This window comes from Sphingomonas sp. Ant20 (assembly GCF_000783375.1).
GTDB classification, from domain to species: domain Bacteria; phylum Pseudomonadota; class Alphaproteobacteria; order Sphingomonadales; family Sphingomonadaceae; genus Sphingomonas; species Sphingomonas aerolata.
On record NZ_JRVI01000003.1, the window covers coordinates 1 to 22,371 of the forward strand.

Sequence of the window (22,371 nt, forward strand, 5' to 3'; positions counted from 1 at the left end):
CTCGTTGGCAATGCCCCGCTGCGGCGAGCCGCGAAGGATCGCGGGGTTGCGCTGCGCTGCGGTCCAGGCGGCGCGCGCGGCGGCAAGGCACCGCGCGGCAAAGGCGGGGTCTGTCGCTTTCCAAAGTCGCGATGCTTGCGCCGCGACCGCGGCGAGGTTGAGCGTCGCCGCGGTCGAGGGCGGGTAGAGGAGCCGCGGTTCCTTGTCGTCGGCGGGTGCGGTCGGCAATGTCGTCCAGCGCGCGTCGGCAACCTTGTGGTGCGCCATGCCGCCCGCATCGACAGGCGTAAGTGCAAGCCTGCCCGAGCGATCATGCGGCCCGATGGGGAGTGCGACGCGGGTGCCCGCGGGGACCTGCATCCGCAGCATCCACTCGATTTCCCACCGCGCTTCGTCGAGCAGGTCGTCGCGGCGGTTGCCGGCTTCTGGCAGCCGCGCCTGACCGTCGGCGAACACGCGACGCGCAAGCCCGGTCTCGTAGAGATTCTGCAGCGTCCACACCGCGATGCCGCCGTTGACGACATATTTGCCGTGGTCGCCCGCGTCGTACCAGCCGCCGGTGACGTCGAGCGTATAGGGACAGCCGGACCAGACATTGCCCTTCTCGTCCGCGCCCGAAAAACAGGCAGCTACCTCGCGCGGATGGCCGGCCGCGCGGGCCCAGCGGGCACCGGCCCAGCGCGCGTCGATCGGCGTACCGGCGCGCTGCTGGTAAAAGAAGTTGAGCGCGTTCAGCGCAAGCGGGGCGTAGACGTCGCGGCCGACGCGGAAGCGGCCGCTTTCGGTCCCGTCGACGCGCAGCCGGTAGCTGCCCGGGCGGGTGAGCGCGGTGAAGCGCGCGACATGGACATGATCGCCCGACGCAGCGTCGTCACCGCCGACGCTGGTGCGTCCCGTCAGCACGGTCTTGCCAGCGTCGTCGACCACGACCCAGTCGAGCGGCCGCGACGCGTGATCGGCGACGATCGCAAGCTTGGGGTCTTCGGGACGGAAGCCGAGCTGGTTGAGGTTGATGACGGCCGCGGCAAGGAAGAGGGCGATGGGCATCAGATTGTCCTGTCCTGGCCCAACCGTGCCAGCGCGTCGGCATGGGGGGGCATGTGCGTCAGCGAGGTGGCGACGACGCGTTCTATCTGAGCGAGCCGCTTTGCCGCGATGGCGATCGGCAGCGCGTCGCAGATTGGGTCATGGCCGGTCACGGGTGCGTCCTGTCCGGTCAGCAGAGCAAGCCAGCTGACCTCGTTGAACAGCTCGTCCGCTTCGCGGAAAATGCGTCCGCCGGCGCGGAACAGCGCGAGCTTTTCGGCGAGGCCATCCGGGATCGGCGCCGCCGCGCGCTCGCGCCAGAAGGGTTCCGTACGGGCATTGAGGCGATAATGCGCGACGAGGAAATCGCGGATCCGGACGAACTCGCCGGTCATCGTGCGATTATATCGGTCGACGATCGCCGGGGCAGGGGGACCGCCCGCCGGAAGCATTCGCAACAGATGCTGAAGCCCGCTCTGCACCAGATGAATGCTGGTTGATTCCAGTGGCTCCATGAACCCCGCCGCGAGGCCGAGCGCGATGCAGTTGCCGCTCCAGAACCGGGTGCGGTGCCCGGTGGCGAAGCGGATCACGCGCGGGTCGGCCAGTGTCTCACCCCCCAGCCCTGCGAGCAGCGTCGCGGTCGCTTCGTCCTCGCTGCAGTGGCGGCTGGAAAAGACATGCCCGTTGCCGGTGCGATGCTGCAGCGGGATACGCCAGCGCCAGCCGGCGGGTTCCGCGATCGCCCGCGTGAGCGCGAGCGGCGCGGCGTCGGCGGCCGACGGGACCGCAACCGCACGATCGCACGGCAGCCATTGTGACCAGTCGGTCCAGCCCGCCTGCAGCGCGCCTTCTATCAGCAGCGCGCGAAACCCCGTGCAGTCGAGGAACAGGTCGCCCTCGACACGGCTGCCATCGGCGAGATGGACCGCGGCAATTCCGGCGGGGCCACGCTCGACGCGGTCGACCCGGCCCTCGCGGCGGATGACGCCGTGCGCCTCGGCCTGCGCGCGCAGGAACACGGCGTAGCGGCCTGCGTCGAAATGATAGGCATAGCTGATGCGCGACAGCGGTGAATCACCGTTCGCGATCGGGCGCGAGAAGCGGCCGGCTTCGGAGGCGCGGGCTTCGAGCGAATAGGCGCCGAGCGCTTCGGCGGCACCCGCCTGGCGGGCGCGCAGCCACTGCGCGGCGAACGGCACGCCGGCGATGTCGGTCCCGATCTGGCCGAACGGATGGACGTAGGATTCGCCCGGGCGCGTCCAGCCCTCGAAGCGGATGCCGAGCTTGTAGCTGCCGCCGGTCGCACGGAGGAATGCGTCCTCGTCGATCCCGAGCATCGCGTGAAAGGTGCGGATCGGCGGGATCGTTGCCTCGCCGACGCCGATCGTGGCGATGTCGTCCGATTCCACGAGCGTCACGCGCGTCCCGGCCGGGCCCAGCAATCGGCCGAACGCGACCGCGGCCATCCAGCCCGCGGTACCACCGCCGACGATCACGACCGATCCGAGCGTGCCGGTCATGCGCGCACCCGCGCCGGGCAGGTGCGGGCCAGATAGTCCTCGTGCCGGGGCATTCGCGATGCGGCATCGGCGAACATCGCGCGCAGCCGGTCGAACCGTGCATCGACCTCGCGCGCATCGACCGCATCGGCAAGCCGGTCCCAGCCGTCGGGAACGATGCCCTGGCCCAGCAGCACCGCGACCCAGCTCGCCTCCGCGAACAGATCGTCCTCCCAGCGGAACAGCCGTCCGCGGCGACGCCACAAGGCGAGCTTCTCGCTGAGGCTGTCGGGGATCGCCCGCGCCCGCGTCTCGCGCCAGAATGGCGAATCATCGCGGCGCGTCGCATGGTAATGGAGAATGAGGAAGTCGCGGACCTGGTCGAACTGAGTCGCCGCCAGCCGGTTATAGGTGTCGATCTCGACCGGCGAGAAGCCCTGGTCGGGAAACAAGGCGAGCAGTTTCGAAATGCCCGTCTGGACCATGTGGATGCTGGTCGATTCGAGCGGTTCGGTAAAACCGGAGGCAAGGCCCAACGCGACGACGTTGCCGATCCACTGCTTGCGCCGCCGTCCCGCAGTGAAGCGCAGCAGGCGTGGTTCGGCGAGCGGGGTGCCGTCGACCCCGGCGTGCAGCGTCGCCGCGGCCTCATCGTCCGAACAATGCGCGCTGCTGTAGACATAGCCGTTGCCGGTGCGGTGCTGCAGCGGGATGCGCCATTGCCAGCCGGCCGCGCGCGCGGTCGAGCGGGTATAGGGGGTGATCGCCGCGCCGGCGTTCGCGGTCGGCATCGCGACGGCCCGATCGCAGGGAAGCCAGTGCGTCCAGTCCTCATAGCCCGCGCCCAGCGTCTGCTCGATCAGCAGGCCGCGGAACCCCGAACAGTCGAGGAACAGGTCCCCTTCGATGACGCGGTCGCCGGCCAGCGTGACGTGGCGGACATGGCCGGTCTCGCCGTCGAGTGCGACGTTGACGACATCGCCTTCGACGCGCACGACGCCGTCGCGCTCGGCGCGCCCGCGCAGGAAGCGTGCATAGAGCCCCGCGTCGAAATGATAGGCGTGCGCCATCTGCGACAGCACCGACGCCGGGTCGGGCGAGGGGGGCACGAACCGTCCCGCGCGCGCGGCGACCGCGCACAGCGAATAGGCCTCGATATCCTCCACGACCCCGGCGGCGCGGCGGCGGCGCCAATATTGGTGGAAGCGCACACCCTCGATATCGAAACCGAAGCCGCCAAAGGGATGCAGATAGCGCTCGCCAAGCGCACCCCAGTCGACGAACTCGATCCCGAGCTTGAAGCTCCCCGCGGTCGCGGCGAGGAATTCTGGTTCGTCGATCCCCAGCATCGCGTTGAAGCCGCGGATCGGCGGGATCGTCGCTTCGCCGACGCCGACGGTGCCGATCGCGTCCGATTCGATCAGGGTGATGCTTGCTCCGGTCGGGATCAGCCGGGCAAGCGCGGCCGCCGCCATCCAGCCGGCCGTGCCGCCGCCGACGATGACGATGCGGCGGACGGGGGGCGCCGATCGTCATGCGCGCGCCCGCAACGCGGCCATCGCCTGCGCATAAGGGGGAAGCGCGCGGACCTGCGCGATGACCCGCGCACGCTGCCCGGCCAGATGCCGCTCGATCGCCGCCAGCGGCACTATGTCCGCGCGCGCATCGTAACGGCGCGGCATGAGGCCCATCGCGTCGAACATCACCGCCCAATCCTCCTCCTCGAACACTTCGTCGTCATACATCGGCAACCGCCCGCGCGCCGCAAACAGATCGTGTTTGGCGGCCAGCGGTCCGGGTAGCGATGCTGCGCGGCGGTCGTCCCACAGCGCGCCGGCGCGACCGGCCACGGCATAATGCGCGATCAGGAAGTCGCGCGCGCCTGTACGCCCCGGCCGCAGTGCGGTTGAAGGCGGTGGCTTCGACGGGTGCCTGCGGTCCGGCGGGCCAGAGCTGGATCAACTGCGCGAGCGAGCGCAGCAACAGCGTCAGTGTGGTCGGGTGCAGTGGTTCGAGCAGGCCCGCCGCGGCGCCCAGCGCGACGCAATTGCCGCGCCATGCCTCGACCCGCCGCGCCGCGTGGAACGGCTTGCCGGTGCCCCCGATGCTGCACGTCAGTCGGACATCGGCGCCGTCGAGCGGCCAGGTTGCCGTCCAGCCCGTGTCCTGCGCATCGACCTGCGTATAGGGCGGGGGCGCGCCCTGCGCGGGCACCGTCTCGGCATGCGTCCGGTCGCACGGCAACCAGCCGGACCAGTCCTCGGACGCGGGGCTGGTACGGCTGGCGATGCGCGCGTCGGTTCCCGAACAGTCGAGGACGAGCCAGGGTTGGACTGCGGTACCGTCCGCGAGTGTCAGCCTCTCGACAATGCCGTTCGCTGCGATCTCGGCATCGACGAAGTCCGCGGAGGCGCGTTCGGCCCCCGCTCGCAGCGCCGCCGCGCGCAGCAACGCTTCATAGGGCGCGACGGGCAGATGCAGCGCATGCGCGATCGGCGCCCCGGGCGCGAACCGGCCCGCCTGCGCGGCGACCGCGGACAGCGCATGATCGGCCAGCCGGACCGGGTGCCCCGCCGCGCGCAGCCGTCCGGCGAGTTGGTGAAACGCGATGCCTCGAGCGGCGCACCGGTCTCGCCATAAGACAGGAACGTCGCCGCGCCGTCGGCCCGCCAGCCGCCGAACGCGACGCCCAGCGCATGGCCGCCGCCCGTCATCCGAACGAGTGTCGCCGCATCGAGACCGAGATCGGCATGGAAGCCCGCGAGCGCTGGCGGCACCGCGATCACCGGTGCGAAATCGCCCAGGCCATCGCCGCCGGTGCCGTCGTCGATCACCACCACGCGGTAGGATTCGCGTGGCAAGCGCCGCGCCAGCGCCGCCGCGGCGATCCAGCCACACAGGTTCGCGCCCAGCACAGCGACCGTGGCTGTCACGCGGCAGCTCCGATCCGTGCAAGATAGTCCGCATGCGTCGGCATCCCCTCGGCGGTGCGGCGGCAGGCGTCGGCGACCGCCGCGACGCGCGCGCGCGCGTCCGCGACGGGTAGTGCGGCGACGAGGGGGTGGATCCGTTCGGGCATGATTCGCTGGCCATAATAGACCGCGAGCCAGCTCGCCGGCAGGAACATGCCCTCGCGATATTGTTCGACGATGCCCCGATCGCGAAAGGCGGCGATCTTCCCGGCCAGCGAGGGGGGCAGGTCCATAGTCCGCATGTGGCGCCAGAACGGCGTGTCGTCACGCTCGGTCGCGCAATAATGAAGAACCAGGAAGTCGCGGACGCGGTCATATTCCAGCGCCATCGCGCGGTTGAATTCCGCGGCATCCGCAGGGTCGAGCACGGCGTCGTTCGGGAACAGCTCGATCAGCTTGCCGATGGCCAGCTGGATCAGGTGGATGCTGGTCGACTCGAGCGGCTCGAGAAACCCGGCGGAAAGGCCGATCGCCACGCAATTGTCGATCCACTGGCGGTGCCGACGCCCGGTGCGGAATCGCAGCATCCGCGGCTCGGCCAGGGGCTCGCCCTCGAGATTGTCGAGCAGCACCGCGCGCGCGCGGTCCGGATCGGTGAAGCGCGTCGAGAAGACATGACCGTTCCCGGTGCGATGCTGCAGCGGGATCCGCCATTGCCAGCCGGCGTCGCGCGCGGTGGCGCGGGTATAGGGGACGGGGGGACCGGTGTTCGCCGTCGGGACCGCCCAGGCCGCGTCGCAGGGCAGCCAGTGCGCCCAATCCTCGTGTCCCGCCTTCAGGGCGCCTTCGATCAGCAAGGCGCGGAACCCTGAACAGTCGACGAACAGATCACCCTCGATCCGCTGCCCGTCCGCCAGGCGAAGGGCCGCGATACCGCTCGGGCCCCGTTCGACGTGCTCGACGCGACCCTCGATCCGCGTCACGCCGCGGGCTTCAGCATAGTCGCGCAGATACGCGGCATAGAGCCCGGCATCGAACTGATACGCATAGGAATAGGTCGACCCGACCGATCGCGGATCGTCGAGCGGCGGCGTGAACGCCCGGCACGCGCGGCGACGATCGGGAGCGAGCAGGCGGCGAGCGCGGGCGTCTCATCCGGCCTGCCCCGGGTCGCGTGGAGCCAATGCTGATGGAATGGCAGTCCGTCGATGTCATGCCCGAAATCGCCGAACGGATGGATGTAGCTGTCGCCGATCCGACCCCAATCGCAGAACTCGATACCCAGCTTGAACGTCGCCTTGGTACGCCGGACGAAATCGGCTTCGTCGATACCCAGTCTTTGATTGAAGAAACGGATGTGTGGCACCGTGGCCTCACCGACACCGACGGTGCCGATCTCCTCGGACTCGACCAGCGTGATGTCGGCCAGCCGTGCCGCGGACGGCGTACCGGTCGTTAGGCCGAGCGTCGCCGCGGTCATCCAGCCTGCGGTACCGCCACCAACGATAACGATGCGTAGCCGAGCACGTTCGTCCAATTCCACCCCCCCGGCTATGTTGCAATCATGCAACAAGCCTAGCAATTCACTTAAAAACCGTCCGATTCAGTCGAGGCCGAACTCATCCCTCTCGCTACCAAACATTGTAAGAAAAAAGCGCTTACAAATGATAGCGCTAACACAATGAGGGGATGCCGGGAGTCATGGCCAAGTTCGAGATCACACGCGCCGCGCGTCGCGGGAACCTCCTCAAAGGTGGTGCCTCCTTGCTTGCGCTGTGCCTGGCCGCCGCGCCAAACGGCGCTCTGGCTCAGCAAGCCGATGCCGCCGCCGGCCAGACCACGCTGACGCCGAACGCGGCCGGGCGTACCGCATCTTCTGATCGCACTGCGGCGACGGTGGCCGGGGCGCCCCAGGCGGGCGCGGCACAGCCCTCCGCCAACGGGCAGGTGCCCTCGGGCGGTGCCGAGGTGACGCAGGCCGAGCAGTCGACCGCAACGCCGCAGGACGAAGCCGCCGATCAGGACATCGTCGTCACCGGCATCCGCCAGAGCCTGAAGAGTGCGCAGGCGATCAAGCGCAATTCCGAAGTCGTGGGCGATTCGATCTCGTCCGAAGACATCGGCGCGCTGCCCGATCGTTCGGTCACCGAAGCGCTGCAGCGTGTGCCTGGCGTGTCGATCAGCCGCTTCTCGGCCGGTGCCGATCCCGATCACTTCGCGACCGAAGGGTCGGGCGTCACCGTCCGCGGCCTCAGCTACACGCGCTCCGAGATCAACGGCCGCGATTCGTTCAGCGCGAACAACGGCCGCGGCCTGTCCTTCGCCGACGTGCCCGCCGAACTGCTTGGCGGCGTCGACGTGTTCAAGAGCCCGTCCGCCGACATGATCGAAGGCGGCATCGGCGGCTCGGTCAATCTGCGCACGCGCCTGCCGTTCGATTCTACCGGACTGGTGCTGGGCGGGACGCTCGAGAACAATTACGGCGATTTCGTCAAGAAGTCGGCGCCCACGGTCTCGGTGCTCGGCAGCAACCGCTGGGAAACCGGCATCGGCGACTTCGGCATCCTCGCCAGCTTCGTGCGCTCGCAGGTCCGTAGCCGCGCCGACAGCGTGCAGATCTCGAACTGGGGCGAGCGCGTGATCGGCGCCGACGGATCGCTGTTGCAGCCGGTCGACGCGACCACCGGCGTGGTCAACGCGGGCCGCACCGTCTACGTGCCCCGTGGCGCGGCGATCCGCAGCCAGGAATTCAACCGCACGCGCTACGGCTATTCGGCCGCCGGCCAGTGGCGTAGCCCCGACAAGTCGATGACCGCGACCGCGCAGTTCCTGCGGACTGACTCGCGCGAGGCGTGGACCGAGAATTCGATCGAGGTCGCGACCGACAACGTGCTGGCGGCAGGCGACACGCAGCCCTTCCCCGGCACCAGCTTTGCCTATGACGACGATAACGTCTTCACCAGCGGGATCATCACCGGCCCGAACGGCTATCGCGCCGATCAGGATCCGGCGAACGGCGGCGACCAGCGCACGCCGAGCAACGGCCTGCAGAGCAACAACATCTCGCGCGGCAACCAGTCGCGCTTCCGCACCAACGACGCCAGCTTCAACCTGAAGTGGCAGGCGACGAACCGGCTCGGCATCAACCTGGACTACCAGCATGTCTGGTCGCAGGTGAAGGTCACCGACCTGACGGTCTGGGGCACGACCTTCCAGAATGCCGATATCCGGCTCGACGGGACCAACCCGGCCTATGTGAACTTCATCCCCGTGACGAACACGCCGAACAATTACCAGAACGCCGCGCACCCGAGCTATCTCGACGCCTATAACAACTTCTACCGTTCGGCGATGGACCATATCGAGGACAGCGAAGGCAACGAGGATGCTGCGCGCATCGACCTCGATTATTCCTTCCCGGAGGATAGCTGGCTGACCTCGGTCCGCGTCGGCTATCGCTTCGCCGATCGCCAGAATGAAGCGCGTTCGACCGGCTATAACTGGGGCGTGCTCAGCGAGATCTGGGGCGGCGGCAACAACCAGGACAATGCAGCGGCGCCGACCGGCCCGGGTGGCCCGGTCTGGTTCGATCGCCCGATCGACGGCAATCCCGTCACGCGCAATACGGGCAATCTCGGCCCGCAGCAGGCATTCCTCTACGACAACTTCTTCCGCGGCAAGGCGAACGATTCGTCGAACGGCGGGCGCGTGTTCGTGCCGGGGTCGTTCCTCCAGGATTATGGCGCGGCGACGCAGGCGATCAGCCAGATCGCGCAGGAATGGCGCAACTTCACGAGCAACCTGTCGGGCGCCAATGGCTGGGTGCCGCTGGCGAGCCGTGCCGGTGTCGTCGCCGGAACGCCGTTCCTGCCCGGTGAGATCAATCCGGTCAGCGAGCGCAACAACGCGGTCTATGCGATGGCGCGCTTTGGCAACGACCTGTCGAACGGCTGGAACCTGAGCGGCAATATCGGTGTGCGGTACACCAAGACGGATCGCGTCTCGTCGGGCTTCTTCGCCTTCCCGCAACAGTCGTTCAGCTGCGTCGCGCCGACCGACGGGCAGCCGGTCTCGCGGTTCTGCGCGCTGCCGCAAGCCGTACGTGACGCCGCCGCGGCGTTCCAGAACGGCAGCACGACACCCAACGACGCCAAGCTGAGTTACGACTATTTCCTGCCGAGCTTCAACGTGAAGCTGGCGATGGGCGGTGGTCTCCAGTTCCGCGCGGCGTTCACCAAGAGCGTCGCTCCGCCGGATTTCGGGCTGACCCGGTCCTATTACAACATCAATCTGAACACGAGCGACCAGACGATCCTGTTCAACGGGGCGCCGGTCGCGACCTTCCAGGTCGGCAACCCGTTTCTCAAGCCGGTCCGTGCGGACAATTACGATGTGACCGCGGAATGGTATTTCTCGAACGTCGGCCAGCTCACGCTGTCGCTGTTCAAGAAGGACCTGTACGGCGTGCAGACCAACAGCCTGCAGCGTCAGAGCTTCACCAACAACGGCGCGACATTCGACGGGATCATCACGACCCCGCTGAACTCGACCGAGACGGGTCGCGTGAAGGGGTTCGAGGTCGGCTATCAGCAGACCTATGATTTCCTGCCGGGGCTCCTGAGCGGGTTCGGGCTCGCGGCCAATTTCACCTACGTGAAGTCGTCGGGCGTGTCGCAGCAGAACCTCGATTCCGACGATCCGAACGTCACCGCCGGGATCATCTCCAACGTCGACACCAGCGGGCTGCCGTTGCAGGGGCTGTCGAAATACCAGTTCAACTTCGCGCCCTTCTACCAGCGTAACGGGCTGGAGGTACGCGCCGCGTATAACTGGCGGTCGAAGAACCTGCTGACGATCCGCGACGTGATCGTGCCGAACTCGCCGGTCTACGCGGAGAAATACGGGCAGCTCGACGCCTCGATCTTCTACGCGGTGACGCCAGCGATCAAGATGGGGTTCCAAGGCGTCAACCTGACCAATTCGATCACGCGCACGTCATATGTGATCAACGATGATCTGCTGACCCGGCCGCGCAACTGGTTCATCGCGGATCGCCGCTTCACCTTCTCGATCCGCGCGTCGTTCAGATAAGCGCGAAAGGGTCGGCCGGTGCGGCCGACCCTCCCGATCCTTTTCCCCGTTCTCCCCCCTGGGCGCCGCACGACAATCGCGGCGCCCTTTTTTTGTCCGGGCGTCAGGTGCGGGGCGGGGCGGCAGCAAGCGCGGCGGCGATCGCGGTGTACATCGGTTTGGGCTTGAACGCGGCGTCATAGGGGCAGGGGCGGCGGCGGGCCTTGTCCTTGCGCGGCTCGAACCCCTCGATCCAGCTATAGCGGTCGGTCATCCCCCACAGCAGCACGTCGCGAAGCTGCGGATAGGCGAGCATCACGTCGAGATAGCCGCGCGTGAAATCGGCCACCGCCTGGTCGCGGACCGTGAAGTCGGCAGGGAGCGAATTGTCGCGGACGTCGAGCTCGGTGATCACCAGCCGTAGCCCATCGCGGTGACCGCATCGAGGAAGCGGCGCCACTCGCCTTCCAGCCCTGCGATCGTCGCGCGCGCGTCGATCCCCTGCGTGACGAGGTGAGACTGCACCCCCAGCGCATCGACCGGCACGCCGCGCGCCTTGAACCCTTCGAGCAGCTTGAGCACGCCGGCGCGGTGCGTCGCGTTGCCGGGCTCCCAGCTCATATAGTCGTTATAGACCAGCTGCGCGTGTGGCGCGACGCGGCGCGCGGTGTGGAAGGCGAGGTCCAGCGTTGCCTCGGGGCTGCCCAGCGCGCGCGACAAAGCGGTCTGGTACAGGCTCGCATCCTTGGGATCGACCGCCTCGTTGACGACGTCATAGCTGCGGATCCGCGTGCCATAGCGGCGGCATACCGTGGTGATATGATCGACCAGCAGATGTTCGGCGGCGCGCGCGGGGGTCGCGCCGAAATCATGCGTTTCTTCCCAGCGCGGCATCCATTTGGGCTGATGCCACAGCAGATTATGCCCGCGCACCGGCAGCGCGTTCGCGTCCGCCCATGCCATCATCGCATCGAAGCGGGTGAAGTCGAAGGCGGTCGCGCTCGGTCGCAACGCCTGCCACTTCATCTCGTTTTCGGCCACGAGCAGGCCGCAGTCGCGTTTGAGCAGGTCAGCATAGGCTGGGTTCGCGAACGAGCCGCGATCGGCACCCGGGGCACCCCATGCGAAACTCGACCCCATCCGCATTCCCTTGGTTGCGGCGATGCCGTGCAGGCCGGTCGGTGCAGGTGCGGCCGTTCCACGGGCGCCGGCCGATACGGCAAGACCCGTCAGCATCGCCAGCCCGGTGCGTCGCGTAATTTCCACAGCACATCCTCTCTTTTATGATAGCGCTAACGCTGGCGGTTTCTCCGCAACAGGTCAATCCCGAAGCCTCTGGTTTGATACGCAAACTGGATGGCCGAAGACGCAATGGTTCGGTGGCAAGCGGGCCCTGGACGTGTCTATGCAACGGGGGAAGCCGGGCCCGATTCAATCAGCCGTTCTGCAACCACCCGCATCGCCTCGACATCCCGGCCGCAATAGAGGCGCAGGGCGGTATCAAGTTCGGCGCGGCGCTTTGGCGTAGATGCGACGTCGACCGCTTCGCGATACGCCGCGACCGCGTCGCCGCCGTCCCGTACGGCCAGCGTGGCATAATCGAGATGAGGTGCGATCGTCGGCAGGGCCGCCTTGATCGACCAGCTTCCGCGCTGGTCCCGGTGGTACCAATGGTCGCGGGTGACGGGCAGCAGGTCGACGATGCGCGCGGCGAGATCGTCGAGCACGGCGGCGAGATCGGAATAGGCACGCGCGAGGCGCAGCACGACGTCGCGTTCGAAACGGGCGTGCCAGGCGATGACCGCGCCGGTCCGTGGCAGTGCGGCAAGCGCCTGGGCACAGGCGCGGCGCGGATCTTTGCCGCTCAGATCGAGAAACTCGCGCCGTACGATGCCGTGGTCAGCGGCTTCGACATCCGCGACGAATTGAAACGGCACCTGCTCATAGGGCGAGCAGCCGGGCCAGACCGGCACCGCGTCGCTGACGGTTTCGAAGTCCAGCCAGATGCGCGGATACGACCAGCCGGCCATCGCCTGCGCAGCGCCCGCGGGGTCATGCTCGACCTGCCCGGTCATCGTGGCGCGATGGACGCGGCGGTCGGTGTCGGAGCCCAGATCCTCGACCGGGACATGCGTCAGGTCAACGATGCCACGCTGCAGGAACGCCTTGCCCGCGCCGCGCGGCAGGATCGTCACGGGCCAGTACGGACCCGCCGGCAAACCTGCGTGGCAATAGTCGGTGAAGGCACAGGTGTACGGCGCGTGGCAGTGATCGCCGACGATCGCTGCAGGTTCGCTTTGTGTCAGCAAGGCCTTGGCCGCACCGACGCGCGTGCCTTGTGTCACCACAATCGGCGCAACCAGCGCGGTCACGTCGGTATCGACGAACAGCCCGCCGCGGTCCCCCGAGCGGTCCAGCGTGAAGTCGCGATCGAGGTGGCGGACGTGAACCGATGTGATGAGCAGGCCGTTGGCGGCGGCGACCCAGGCCTGAGTCGCGAGCGCGGCGAGATGGTCCGGCTTTGCCTTGGTCGAACCGCGAACGGCAATGATGCGCCAGCCGTCGCCATCCGGTTCAAGGATATCGACGATCGCCTGCACGCCGTCGTGGAAGAACTGCGCGCCCGCGATGATCTGGCGGGTCGCAATCGCTGCGCCGGTCGCTGCTGACGCTGCCGATCGACCGGAGGCGGGGTCGATCATGACCATGTCAGGCATCTGCCGCCGCGCCTCGGCAGCAATCACATGCGCGGTCGCCCGACGATCGGCGGCATCGTTCGTCGAACCTGCGCTGTCGGGCCGAAACGTCATCAGCCACAATTGCCGCGGGCACCGCTCGAACGCGGCGAGGCGCGATGGCGAGAGCGTGTCAGGCGGCAAAATCACACCCCTCCATCGACCATCCGTCCCAGCGCATCACGAGATCCCGCGCGTCGCGCGACGTTGCGGGATCGACCGCGACCGCGTCGATCCGTTCGGCCTGGCGTTCGATCAGGCCGAGCCACTTGGCGCGGACCGCCTCGACGTCCGCCGGGAGCATGTAGCGATGCCATAATCGCGCGACGCGTCGTTCGATGAAAAGGCGCTCGAGCACGTCGCGCGTGCGGTCCAACGGCAGTCCCGCATGGCTGCGCCGCAATTCGCCGACGATATGCGACGGATAGATCTCGCGGCGGGTCTTGAGCAGGTCGAGAATGGCCCGTTCGATCATCGTCTCGTCGATCGCCGTGGTGGTCGGCATGAAACCTCCGTCAAAGGATGCGGTCACCGCGCGAGCGCGATCAACTGGGCAAGACCGTTGGTACCGGTCTTGGCGACGATGGCCGCGCGGTGATCTTCGACCGTCTTGGGGCTGAGCCCGAGGATGTCGGCAACGGCCTTGTTGCTATGTCCCTGCACGAGCAGGTCGAACACCTGACGTTCGCGCGCCGACAGGGCTGCGGTTCGTGCGCGGATGCTGCGTTGGCGCCGGGACCACGCGACCCCCTCGTCGACCGCGCTGAGGAGGCGTGTCTCGTCGAGCGGCTTTTCCAGATAATCGAGGCCGCCATAGCGCCGCACCGAATCCACGGCATTCGCGGTCGTCGGCCACGCGGTCATGAAGACGATCGCAACCGCGGGGTCGATCATCCGCACGCGGTCGGCAAAGCCGAAGCCGTCGAGGTCGCCCATCATGATGTCGGTGACGATGCACAGCGCCGGTGCTTCTGCGTAGACCGACAGCAGCATGACCGGGTCGAGAAAGGGTTCGGCGGCATGACCGTGACGGCAGAGCAGTCGTGCGACGGCCGCGCCGAGGTCATGGTCGTCATCGACGACATAGACGGCGGCACGATCCGGCTGATTGGCGGGGAGTGTCATGACTCGGCTCCGGGGCGCGGGAGGGATAGCGTCGCGCAGATGGTGCCGTCGGCGTGCGTGACACGCTCCACCGTGCCGCCATGGGCTTCGACGATCGCCCGCGCCACGAGCGCCCCGACGCCCATGCCGGGGCGTGCTTCCCGCCGATCGGGGCAGCGGTTCGCGACCATGACCATGACCCGGTCCTCGTTCTGATGGGCGGAGAGCGCGACACGACCGTCGCACGCCTGCACCGCATTGCGGACCAGATTGACCACCGCCTGCGCGAGCTCAATCTCCTGGCCGAAGACGACCAAGTCGGGATCGATGGGCGACACCTCCACCACGACCCGCGCCGCCCTGGCCTCGGCACGGGTCAATGCCGTGACGGTCTCGACCAGCGCGGACAGGGGCAGGGCGCTCGGTTCGTCGACCGATCGACCGCCGAAACGGCGCAGCCGGCGGACCAGAGTGGACAGCGCCGCCGCCTTGCGGTCGATCAGCGCGGCGGTCTGGGCGATGTCCGGATCGGCGGCGACGGTGATCTCGTGCAGGTGCTTGGCCTCGATCGCCAGCGTCGAAAGCGGCTGGCTGATCTCGTGGATCACCGCCACCGACATGGCGCGCAGCGTCTTCAGCCGTTCCGCCTGGAACAGCATGCGGTCGCGCCGCGACAGGTCGCTTTGGGCCCGCGCCTGCGCATCGGCGAAGCTGCCGGCGAGGTAGCCGACGACGACGATCGATGCGAGGCTCATGTGCAAGGCGAGCCGTTCGGCGACGGGCAGTTCGGTCGCGGTAAAGGGGAGGACGATCGCCGCGACGATCACGATCGCGCACCAGCCTGCGGTGCGGCCGAAGCGCAAGCCGATCCAGGCGACCGCGAGCAGCGCTGGGGCGGCGGGCACGCCCAGCCCGATCTCTGCCAGCAGCGTGCTCGCGGCGATCGCTGCGCCGAGGACGAGGGCCGCTTCGGCCAGTCCGGCAAGCTGGCGGAGCGTCGGGCGGTGCAGTGCCCGGGGCCGGTCCTGCCCCGCATGGACCACCCAGAGCAAGGGCGGGGCGATCAGCAACACGCCGAGCAGGTCGCCGACGACAAAGCCTGTCAGCGATGCCACCGTCTGACGAAGGCCCGAGACGCCCGTTAATTCGGGACTGAACAAGGTCCAGGGCAGCGCCGCCATGGTCGCCGCGACCGGCGCGGTGACTGCGGCGAGGCCGAGCGGCATCGGCGCGACGCCGAGGCTCGATTGCGACCGCGCCGCGACGTGGCGGACCAGCCAGACGACGATGCCATAGGTCAGCGCGGGCCGGGCGACGCCGTTTGCCGCGGTCAGCCAGCCGGCCTGACCCGGAACGATGATGCCGGCGATCGTCTGCACGATCAGTTCCGTCGCCATCACCGCCAGCGTCAGCCGCGGGCCACGGCTCCACAGCAGCGCCAGCCTGACGCCCGCGGCGGGATAGAGCAGCGAGTAGAAGCCCTGACCGCCCCAGCCTGCCGCGGCCTGGTGCGCGGCCGCGAACGCCGCTGCATAGCCGATGAGCCAGGGAAGGTCGGCCAGTCGTGGCACTGTTTTGCCGGCTACGGCACCGATCGAGAGGCGGGGCGGAGAGGGAGGCAGCGGCATTGAGGGCTGCCTAGCCGCATCCGGCGCCGATAGGCCATCGGGGAAATTCCCGGGTTTTCGGCGCGGCGGCGATGGCCATGATGATCGCGAGCCAGCCCCGGGAATGTATCGATGCCAGCCCATAGTGTCTCGCGATCGCGGAATCGTCACCGCGTAACGGGCGCAGCCGTACGATGACGGAAGGACCTGATCCGATTCACGAGGTGCGCGAGCTCTGGTACCAGGAGGATGGCAGCGTCATCGTCTACAGCCATCAGGTCGTGCCGCGGCGGTGGTGGAACCGCCTGACGCGGCCGATCGGCGTGCTGCTGATCGTGCTCGCCGTCGCGTGGCCCGCATTGCTGCTATCTCATGGATGGACATGGCTGGGCCTGGCGTTTGCCATTGGCGACGTGTGCGTCGTGTTCGTCGGCCGTGATCTGATCCTGTGGGGGGCCAGGCGCTGGAGCGATCCATAGGCAACCGCGTTTAGACGCGGAATCGGAAGGTCTGCGCAGCAGGGCGGGCGCCCTGACGGGCTTGTGGCTCGCCAGGGCACATCATGCAATGGCCGGCCCCCCCGACCGGCTGGTCAGTCGCCGGGGAGGGCGGCACCGGCGACTGCGAACAGATCCGCCGCGGAGTGGCGGGACAGGTCGATCGGAAACGCCGCGCTCATCGACACGCCCGCCGGCGCGTCGTTCGCATCGAAGCCGAGCGCGCGGCAGGCCGCCACGCTCGCCTTGGTCCTGCAGGCGAGCCCGCCGCCATGTGCAAAGACGTTCAGCAGCACCCGGCGTGCGTGCGAGCGCGGCCGGATGCGCAGATCGGGAACGTCAGTATAATAGATCTCCAGCGCGCCGGGGCAGAGCCGGGCGAGATCGTCGAGCAGCGCCTCGCGCTCGTTCGGCGCGGCGGTCGGTTCGGTGCGCAGCGCTTCCTCGTCACCATCGGTTTCATCATCGGCCTCGCTCTCTCCGGCCAGATCCTCGACGGCGGGTGCGGGGCGGTCGGCGAGCAGCCGGGCGAGCCGCTCCTCGAACGCGACCGGATCGACCGCTGGCGCGTCGCCGGGTTCGGTGCCGTCGTTGCAGGGCGGCATGAACGCGGCAATGAGGTCCCGCTCGATCGGCGCAAGCCAGTGCTTCTTCACCCATGCGCTCGGCCGCTGCCCGGGCTCGGGGAGCATGGTCGCGGCCAGGTCGCGCGGCAATTGGAGATAGGTGAAGCCGAGGTGATCGAGCATCGTGGCCTCGTTCCCCGGCCCGAACACATCCCAGTGTGCGGCTGCGAGCTGCGCCTTGGCGAAGGTGCAGCTGCCGCCCTTGCGCTGGAGAAGCGGGCTTTCATCGCCGTTCAGTGCCAGCATCGCAACGATCGTCTCGATCGGTCCGTTGGGCTCTGCGGCGGCGAGCGCATGCAGATGCTTGAGATGCCGACGGGCGAAGGTGACATAGGGCGAGCGCAGCGTCTGATAGGTGACGTGCTTCTCCCAGCGCTCGAGGACCGATCCGCCAAAGGGCCGCTCGGCCTTGCCGGCATATAGGCCGACATAGACGAGCCGGTCGTCATGGAACATGCCGTAGATGCCGGGCCCGCGCAGTGCCTCCGGCTCCCCCGCCCAGGGTGCCCGCGGCACGGCGCGCAGGTTCATCCATGCCGGCTTGCCGAGCGTGGGCGGCACGGGACGGAGGGTAAACAGCTCGGAAGCCCGGTAAAACGGCATGCGCAATGTCTCCTCATGGGGTGGCCATGCGGCTTAGGCGGGCGCGCGCGCGACCGGCTATCCGGGGTTTCCCGGGGGGCGACATCGCCGGCGGCCCGTCCCAAGGGCTGCCGGCCGCGGGGCGCGCTAGAAGCCGACGCGAAGCGAGACGTCGACCGCGCGGGGACGGCCGAGCACCCATTGCTGGTTGTTGTACGTGCTGATCGCATAGTTTCGGTCGAATAAATTGTAGCCGTGGATGTCGACCGCGAGCCGTGGCGTCACTGCATAGGAGAGCGTTGCATCGACCATGGTGTAGCTGGGGACGCGAAAGCTGTTGGCGTTGTCCGAATAGCGGCGCCCGACGTAGCGCAGCCCGGCGCGCGCCTGGAGCGCACGCGTTGCGTTCCAGCGCAGCCAGAGATTGGCGAGCGTCTCGGGCACGTCCGGCGGGGTATTGCCGTCAAAGCGCGTGTCGCCGGAGACGAAGTCGTCGAACGTCGCGTCGAGTATGCTGCCGTTCGCATCGATCCCGACACCGTAAGGCAGATCGAGCGATACCGCGGCCTCGATACCCCTGGCCGATCGCTGGCCTACCTGCTCGACCGGGCTCGTCGGGGTCAGCTGCGCCAGCAGGCGCTTCTTGACGATGCGGTAGGCGGCGAGGGTGGCGGTGCCGCGACCGTCGAGGAACACCGCCTTGGCGCCAACCTCGACCTGGTCGCCAACCGCGTTGCTGAACTGCACCTGCCCGGTCGAATAGGTCGTCAGCGTCCCCAGCGGGTCCACGCCGGTGGCATATTGCGCATAGAGCGACACCGTCGTGATCGGTTGATAGACGCTCCCGACCCGCCAGGTCAGATTGTGCAGTTGCTTGGCGAGCACGAACGTCTCGGTGCCGGTGCCGCCCGGATAGTCGATCGACCAGCGGCGGATCGTGTCGCGCTCGAAGCGGACGCCACCGACGATCGAGACGTGCGTTCCGAGCTTCAGCCGGTCCTCGGCGAAGACCGCATATTCGGTCGTGCGCGTGCGATAGCGCGGTGCGATGCCTTGCGTGTCGATGATCAGACCGGGATCGAACGCGAAGGGATCGACCTCCGAAACCTGCGGGTCAGACCCGAAATTGTGGGAATATGTCAGTTTGATAAGGTTGACATCGAAGCCCATGACCAAGTCGTTGCCGACGCCATCGGCGATGCCCGTCCTGAACGTCACGCTGCCCTGGTCGCCCCACTGCGTCTGATCATGGACGATGCCGGTCATGTCGGTACGCAGGATGCCACCGGGTGTGCCGGTGTTGCCACTGCCGTTGGCGCAGACCCCGTCTGCGGCGACCCAGCAATAGGTTTCGAGATTGAGCCAGGAGCGTTTGGAGCTGAGGCGATAGGCCTGGTTGCTGACGGTGACCACATCGCTCGGCGTCCAGTCGACCTGCAGGCTGGTGCGGTTGTCCCGGTAGCGGATGACGCCGTCGCGTGTGTTGTAGTTGCGCTCCCGGATGCGGTCGTCGAGCCGACCGTCGATCAGCGGCGTACCGAAATAGCGCATCGGCTTCTGGTCGCCATAATCGTCCCGCGCGGTGACGACGAGCGTGTCGGTCGGTGCCCAGCGCAGCGTGCCCGACACGGCATGGCTGCGCGACTGGCCGCGATCGACATAGCCGTCCGATCGGCGATAGCTGCCGTCGATGCGGTAGGAGAGGCGCTCGGTGATCGGCCCCCCTGCGCCCGCCGCGAGATGGAAGCTGTCCTGCGAGCCATAGCCGATCTCCCCCTCCACATGCGTCCGCTGCGTATCGGGTTTGCGCATCAGGACATTTACCGCGCCGCCCAGCGCGCCCTGGCCGTAGAGCACCGAGGCCGGGCCGCTCAGGATGTCGATCCGCTCGACCATCCACGGATCGGTCGGAAAGGTTATCGTGCCGGCAGCCGGGAACAGCCTTATACCGTCGATCAGCTGAAGCACGGATCCCTGGCCGCTGAAGCCGCGCGCGGCGAGCGCGGTGCCGCCATTGCCGGGGTTTCCGGCGTTGCTGATGCCCGGTGCGCGGCTCGTCGCGTCGATCACCGACAGGTCGCCGCGCGCGCGGATCGTGGCGCCATCGATGACCGAGATCGTCGCGGGGGTCTCGAGCGGCGTGAGCCCCAGGCGGCTGCCGGTCGCATTCGGCGTGGTGAGCGTGTCCTGGGCATGCTGTCCGACGATCAGGATGTCCTTGGTATCGGGATCCGGCACGGACTGGGCGTGGACTTGTGCTGCGAAGACAGGCGACAGAATAGCCCCCGCGAGCGCGAGGCGAGACAATAGGAACGGCATTACGGTAATCCCCCGGGCGTCTGGCGAACCCGGCAGGGACCTCCCGCGAACGGCCGACATCCGCGCCAGCCGGACGCGATTGCGACCGGCACGCATGCCCGTGCGGTCCCCACCGCACACGTCGTCGCTCGACGGAGTACCGTGCCGCGGCCACCCCCTGGGCCAGGCAAGAGCGACCAGACGCCGGCAGGTCTCCTGGCTCACGGGTCATCACACGATGCACGGCCTTCCCAGGCCCTCATGACGAAACGTCTGGCCCAGTGGCTGCTCCTTCCTTTGCAGGAAGAAGCGAAATGCATCGCGCTCGCCGCTTACAGTTGCAGGGACAGCCTCGGCTTCAGGTGGCGAACCACCCTCACCGCGTTCCCTATTAAGCCCTTTCGGGGCACCGACGCGATCATGCCGCCCTGCTCGGATCGAACAGGTCAGCGGCGCCGGTCTATCCCGGTCAGGATCGTTCGGCAATCGTCCGGCGAGCGGCGCGATGGCGGCTCGATCGTCCTGCTCGATTGCTGTGATCCAGAAGCTCCGTTTGGCGCGATGCGCGTCCTCGATCAGGAGGCGGCGGTGCCGCACGCTCTGTGCGGGGATGCCACGCTGATGGCATGCAGGATTAAGGGATAGAGATGAAGAACGTGAAGAGCCGTCAGGCCGTGACGGCGATGCTGCTGGCTGCGACATCGGCTGGTGCCATGATTCAGCCAGTCGCCGCGCAGACGGTGGCGCCGGCCGAGACGCAGGCGGAAACCCGCATGACGACCGCGGCGGCCCCGTCCAGCGCCGGCAAGCCCGCGCTGGCGCAGGCCGGGGTTGCCGGCACCGTCGAAGCCAAGGGTGATTCAGCGAGTGTCGCCGCACCGCAGATGACCCGCGACAATGGCGCGCCGATCGGCGAGAACCGCCACTCGAGGCGGCGGGCGACCTTGGCCCCGTCCTGCTTGAGGACACGACGCTGATCGAGAAGCTCGCACGCTTCGACCGGGAGCGCGTGCCCGAGCGCGTCGTCCATGCCCGCGGAACCGGTGCCCACGGCGTGTTCACCGCGACCGCGGACATTTCGAGCATCACCGGTGCATCGCTGTTCATGCCCGGCAAGCAGACGCCGGTGTTCGTCCGCTTCTCGACCGTGATCCACCCCTCGGGCAGCCCCGAGGGCATGCGGGATCCGCGCGGCTTTGCGACCAAATTCTACACCGATCAGGGCAATTGGGATCTGGTCGGCAACAACCTGCCGATCTTCTTCATCCGCGACGCGATCCAGTTCCCGGACATGATCCACGCGCTCAAGCCCTCGCCGCTGACGAACAAGCAGGACCCCAATCGCTTCTTCGACTTCTTCTCGGCCACGCCCGAGGCGACCAACATGCTCGCGCATGTCTATTCGAACCTTGGTACGCCGGCATCCTACCGGACGATGGACGGCAACGGCGTCCATGCCTTCAAGCTCGTGAATGCCAAGGGCGAAACGGTGTTCGCCAAGTTCCGCTGGATCAGCCGCCAGGGCGTGCGCAACCTGAACGGCGCGCAGGTCGCGACCGCGACCTGGAACTACCTGACCGACGATCTTTATGGCGAGATCGGCAAGGGCAACTTCCCCGTCTGGGACCTGATGGTGCAGACGATGTCGGCGTCGGCGTTCGCCAAGCTCGACTATAATCCGTTCGACGACACCAAGGAATGGCTGGGCGTACCGTTCCGCAAGATCGGCGAGATGACGCTCAACAAGGTGCCGACCAACTTCTTCGACTATACCGAGCAGTCGGCGTTCGCACCGGCCAACCTCGTGCCGGGGATCGAGGCGTCGCCGGACCGGATGCTGCAGGGGCGGCTGTTTTCCTATTCGGACACGCAGCGCTATCGCATCGGCGCCAATGCGATGCAGTTGCCGGTCAATCGTCCGCTCGCGAGCGTCGTCAACAATTACCAGGACGGCCAGCTCGACCACGCCAACCGCGCGTCCGACGTGAATTATTTCCCGGCGGCGACCGCGGCAAAGTCGACCGATGCCCGCTTCCGCGCCGCGCCCTATGGCATCGACGCGACCGTCGATGCGAAGCCGATCGCCAAGACCAACAACTTCGCCCAGGCGGGCGAATTCTACCGGGCGCTGAAGCCGCAGGACAAGGCGGATCTGGTCACCAACCTGGCGGGTGATCTCAATGTCGTGACGTCGGCGCGGACGAAGACGATCATGGTCAGCTACTTTTACCAGGCCGACAAGGACTTCGGCACGCGCCTGGCAACCGCGGTGAACGTGCCGATCGCCGACGTGTCGCGCGCGGTGGCGGACTATCGCGCCGCCAACCCGGGCCAGGGCGCCCGCTGATCCCGGGGCAGGAGGCGCGGCATGGCGCGCGCCTCCTGCCGTGGCAGACTTCAAGGAATCGAGAC

Annotated in this window: 18 protein-coding genes, 2 pseudogenes and 1 riboswitch; of the genes and pseudogenes, 4 read left to right on the forward strand and 16 right to left on the reverse strand. The window is 67.7% G+C overall.

The genetic code is table 11. From position 1 onward, the window contains the following. From NI18_RS00760 to NI18_RS27685, 8 genes and pseudogenes are all read right to left on the reverse strand, one after another. On the reverse strand, window positions 1–1,047 hold a 1,047-nt coding region (locus NI18_RS00760), incomplete at its 3' end, for a glycoside hydrolase family 9 protein (RefSeq protein WP_198526914.1). Then, entirely contained in the window at window positions 1,047–2,549 is a 1,503-nt protein-coding gene (locus tag NI18_RS00765) for a tryptophan halogenase family protein (RefSeq protein WP_037527389.1), read from the reverse strand. The genes NI18_RS00765 and NI18_RS00760, both read right to left, overlap by 1 nt. Beyond that, the gene (locus tag NI18_RS00770; RefSeq protein ID WP_052148890.1) at window positions 2,546–4,003 is read right to left on the reverse strand and encodes a tryptophan halogenase family protein; all 1,458 of its coding nucleotides are present in this window, start codon (window positions 4,001–4,003) and stop codon (window positions 2,546–2,548) included. Before NI18_RS00770 ends, NI18_RS00765 begins: the two co-directional genes overlap by 4 nt. Before the next feature lie 57 nt (window positions 4,004–4,060). Continuing rightward, window positions 4,061–4,378: a tryptophan 7-halogenase gene (locus NI18_RS22820; protein WP_157840462.1), complete on the reverse strand. Its 318-nt coding sequence runs from the start codon at window positions 4,376–4,378 to the stop codon at window positions 4,061–4,063. Then, a complete protein-coding gene (locus NI18_RS22825) occupies window positions 4,266–5,201 on the reverse strand; it encodes a tryptophan 7-halogenase (RefSeq protein ID WP_306286150.1) in 936 nt (311 codons plus the stop codon). The genes NI18_RS22820 and NI18_RS22825 overlap by 113 nt, the downstream gene beginning before the upstream one ends. Then, window positions 5,138–5,461, reverse strand: a pseudogene (locus NI18_RS26115) (tryptophan 7-halogenase); the annotation flags it as partial. The pseudogene NI18_RS26115 and the gene NI18_RS22825, both read right to left, overlap by 64 nt. Then, window positions 5,458–6,573 carry a tryptophan halogenase family protein gene (locus NI18_RS00790; protein ID WP_347574777.1) on the reverse strand — a complete coding sequence of 372 codons (1,116 nt, stop codon included), beginning with the start codon at window positions 6,571–6,573 and terminating at the stop codon, window positions 5,458–5,460. The pseudogene NI18_RS26115 and the gene NI18_RS00790, both read right to left, overlap by 4 nt. A gap of 8 nt (window positions 6,574–6,581) precedes the next feature. Continuing rightward, window positions 6,582–6,920 (reverse strand): annotated as a pseudogene (locus tag NI18_RS27685) (tryptophan 7-halogenase); the annotation flags it as partial. A gap of 221 nt (window positions 6,921–7,141) precedes the next feature. Between NI18_RS27685 and NI18_RS00795 the strand changes: the two are divergent. Next, window positions 7,142–10,531 (forward strand): TonB-dependent receptor, encoded by a 3,390-nt coding sequence (locus NI18_RS00795; RefSeq protein ID WP_052148891.1) that lies wholly within the window; start codon window positions 7,142–7,144, stop codon window positions 10,529–10,531. Between the two features lie 103 nt (window positions 10,532–10,634). Here NI18_RS00795 and NI18_RS26120 read toward each other — a convergent pair whose 3' ends face one another. The 6 genes from NI18_RS26120 to NI18_RS00815 form a co-directional block, all read right to left on the reverse strand. After that, window positions 10,635–10,925, reverse strand: a complete 291-nt coding sequence (locus NI18_RS26120) for an endo-1,4-beta-xylanase (protein WP_306286142.1) — start codon at window positions 10,923–10,925, stop codon at window positions 10,635–10,637. Continuing rightward, window positions 10,922–11,776 carry an endo-1,4-beta-xylanase gene (locus NI18_RS00800; protein ID WP_306286143.1) on the reverse strand — a complete coding sequence of 285 codons (855 nt, stop codon included), beginning with the start codon at window positions 11,774–11,776 and terminating at the stop codon, window positions 10,922–10,924. The genes NI18_RS26120 and NI18_RS00800 overlap by 4 nt, the downstream gene beginning before the upstream one ends. A gap of 137 nt (window positions 11,777–11,913) precedes the next feature. Continuing rightward, window positions 11,914–13,389: a DUF2779 domain-containing protein gene (locus tag NI18_RS26125; RefSeq protein ID WP_306286144.1), complete on the reverse strand. Its 1,476-nt coding sequence runs from the start codon at window positions 13,387–13,389 to the stop codon at window positions 11,914–11,916. Then, complete coding sequence (locus tag NI18_RS21915) at window positions 13,379–13,750, reverse strand: hypothetical protein (RefSeq protein WP_031439869.1); 372 nt, start codon at window positions 13,748–13,750, stop codon at window positions 13,379–13,381. Before NI18_RS21915 ends, NI18_RS26125 begins: the two co-directional genes overlap by 11 nt. Window positions 13,751–13,773: 23 nt before the next feature. Beyond that, entirely contained in the window at window positions 13,774–14,370 is a 597-nt protein-coding gene (locus NI18_RS00810; protein WP_031393582.1) for a LuxR C-terminal-related transcriptional regulator, read from the reverse strand. Then, window positions 14,367–15,977, reverse strand: a complete 1,611-nt coding sequence (locus NI18_RS00815; RefSeq protein WP_037527404.1) for an ATP-binding protein — start codon at window positions 15,975–15,977, stop codon at window positions 14,367–14,369. Before NI18_RS00815 ends, NI18_RS00810 begins: the two co-directional genes overlap by 4 nt. Before the next feature lie 173 nt (window positions 15,978–16,150). On the opposite strand from NI18_RS00815, the gene NI18_RS00820 reads away from it, so the two are divergent. Next, entirely contained in the window at window positions 16,151–16,435 is a 285-nt protein-coding gene (locus NI18_RS00820; RefSeq protein WP_037527406.1) for a hypothetical protein, read from the forward strand. 113 nt (window positions 16,436–16,548) lie between these two features. Here the strand turns inward: NI18_RS00820 and NI18_RS00825 are convergent, their stop codons facing one another. Both NI18_RS00825 and NI18_RS00830 read right to left on the reverse strand, forming a co-directional pair. After that, the gene (locus NI18_RS00825) at window positions 16,549–17,682 is read right to left on the reverse strand and encodes a hypothetical protein (RefSeq protein WP_037527408.1); all 1,134 of its coding nucleotides are present in this window, start codon (window positions 17,680–17,682) and stop codon (window positions 16,549–16,551) included. A gap of 126 nt (window positions 17,683–17,808) precedes the next feature. Beyond that, window positions 17,809–19,899 carry a TonB-dependent receptor gene (locus NI18_RS00830; protein WP_306286145.1) on the reverse strand — a complete coding sequence of 697 codons (2,091 nt, stop codon included), beginning with the start codon at window positions 19,897–19,899 and terminating at the stop codon, window positions 17,809–17,811. Between the two features lie 248 nt (window positions 19,900–20,147). Next, window positions 20,148–20,388, reverse strand: a riboswitch (cobalamin riboswitch). Window positions 20,389–20,606: 218 nt separating this feature from the next. On the opposite strand from NI18_RS00830, the gene NI18_RS26130 reads away from it, so the two are divergent. After that, complete coding sequence (locus NI18_RS26130; RefSeq protein WP_306286146.1) at window positions 20,607–20,936, forward strand: hypothetical protein; 330 nt, start codon at window positions 20,607–20,609, stop codon at window positions 20,934–20,936. Next, window positions 20,936–22,306 (forward strand): catalase, encoded by a 1,371-nt coding sequence (locus NI18_RS00840; RefSeq protein ID WP_306286151.1) that lies wholly within the window; start codon window positions 20,936–20,938, stop codon window positions 22,304–22,306. The genes NI18_RS26130 and NI18_RS00840 overlap by 1 nt, the downstream gene beginning before the upstream one ends. Window positions 22,307–22,371: the final 65 nt, after the last annotated feature.

Coding starts and splice junctions, on each gene's coding strand:
- NI18_RS00765 (WP_037527389.1), bottom strand. CDS start 2,549: ATGACCGGCACGCTCGGATCGGTCGTGATCGTCGGCGGTGGTACCGCG.
- NI18_RS00770 (WP_052148890.1), bottom strand. CDS start 4,003: ATGGCGGCGGCCGCGCTTGCCCGGCTGATCCCGACCGGAGCAAGCATC.
- NI18_RS00795 (WP_052148891.1), top strand. CDS start 7,142: ATGGCCAAGTTCGAGATCACACGCGCCGCGCGTCGCGGGAACCTCCTC.
- NI18_RS21915 (WP_031439869.1), bottom strand. CDS start 13,750: ATGCCGACCACCACGGCGATCGACGAGACGATGATCGAACGGGCCATT.
- NI18_RS00810 (WP_031393582.1), bottom strand. CDS start 14,370: ATGACACTCCCCGCCAATCAGCCGGATCGTGCCGCCGTCTATGTCGTC.
- NI18_RS00815 (WP_037527404.1), bottom strand. CDS start 15,977: ATGCCGCTGCCTCCCTCTCCGCCCCGCCTCTCGATCGGTGCCGTAGCC.
- NI18_RS00820 (WP_037527406.1), top strand. CDS start 16,151: ATGACGGAAGGACCTGATCCGATTCACGAGGTGCGCGAGCTCTGGTAC.
- NI18_RS00825 (WP_037527408.1), bottom strand. CDS start 17,682: ATGCCGTTTTACCGGGCTTCCGAGCTGTTTACCCTCCGTCCCGTGCCG.
- NI18_RS26130 (WP_306286146.1), top strand. CDS start 20,607: ATGAAGAACGTGAAGAGCCGTCAGGCCGTGACGGCGATGCTGCTGGCT.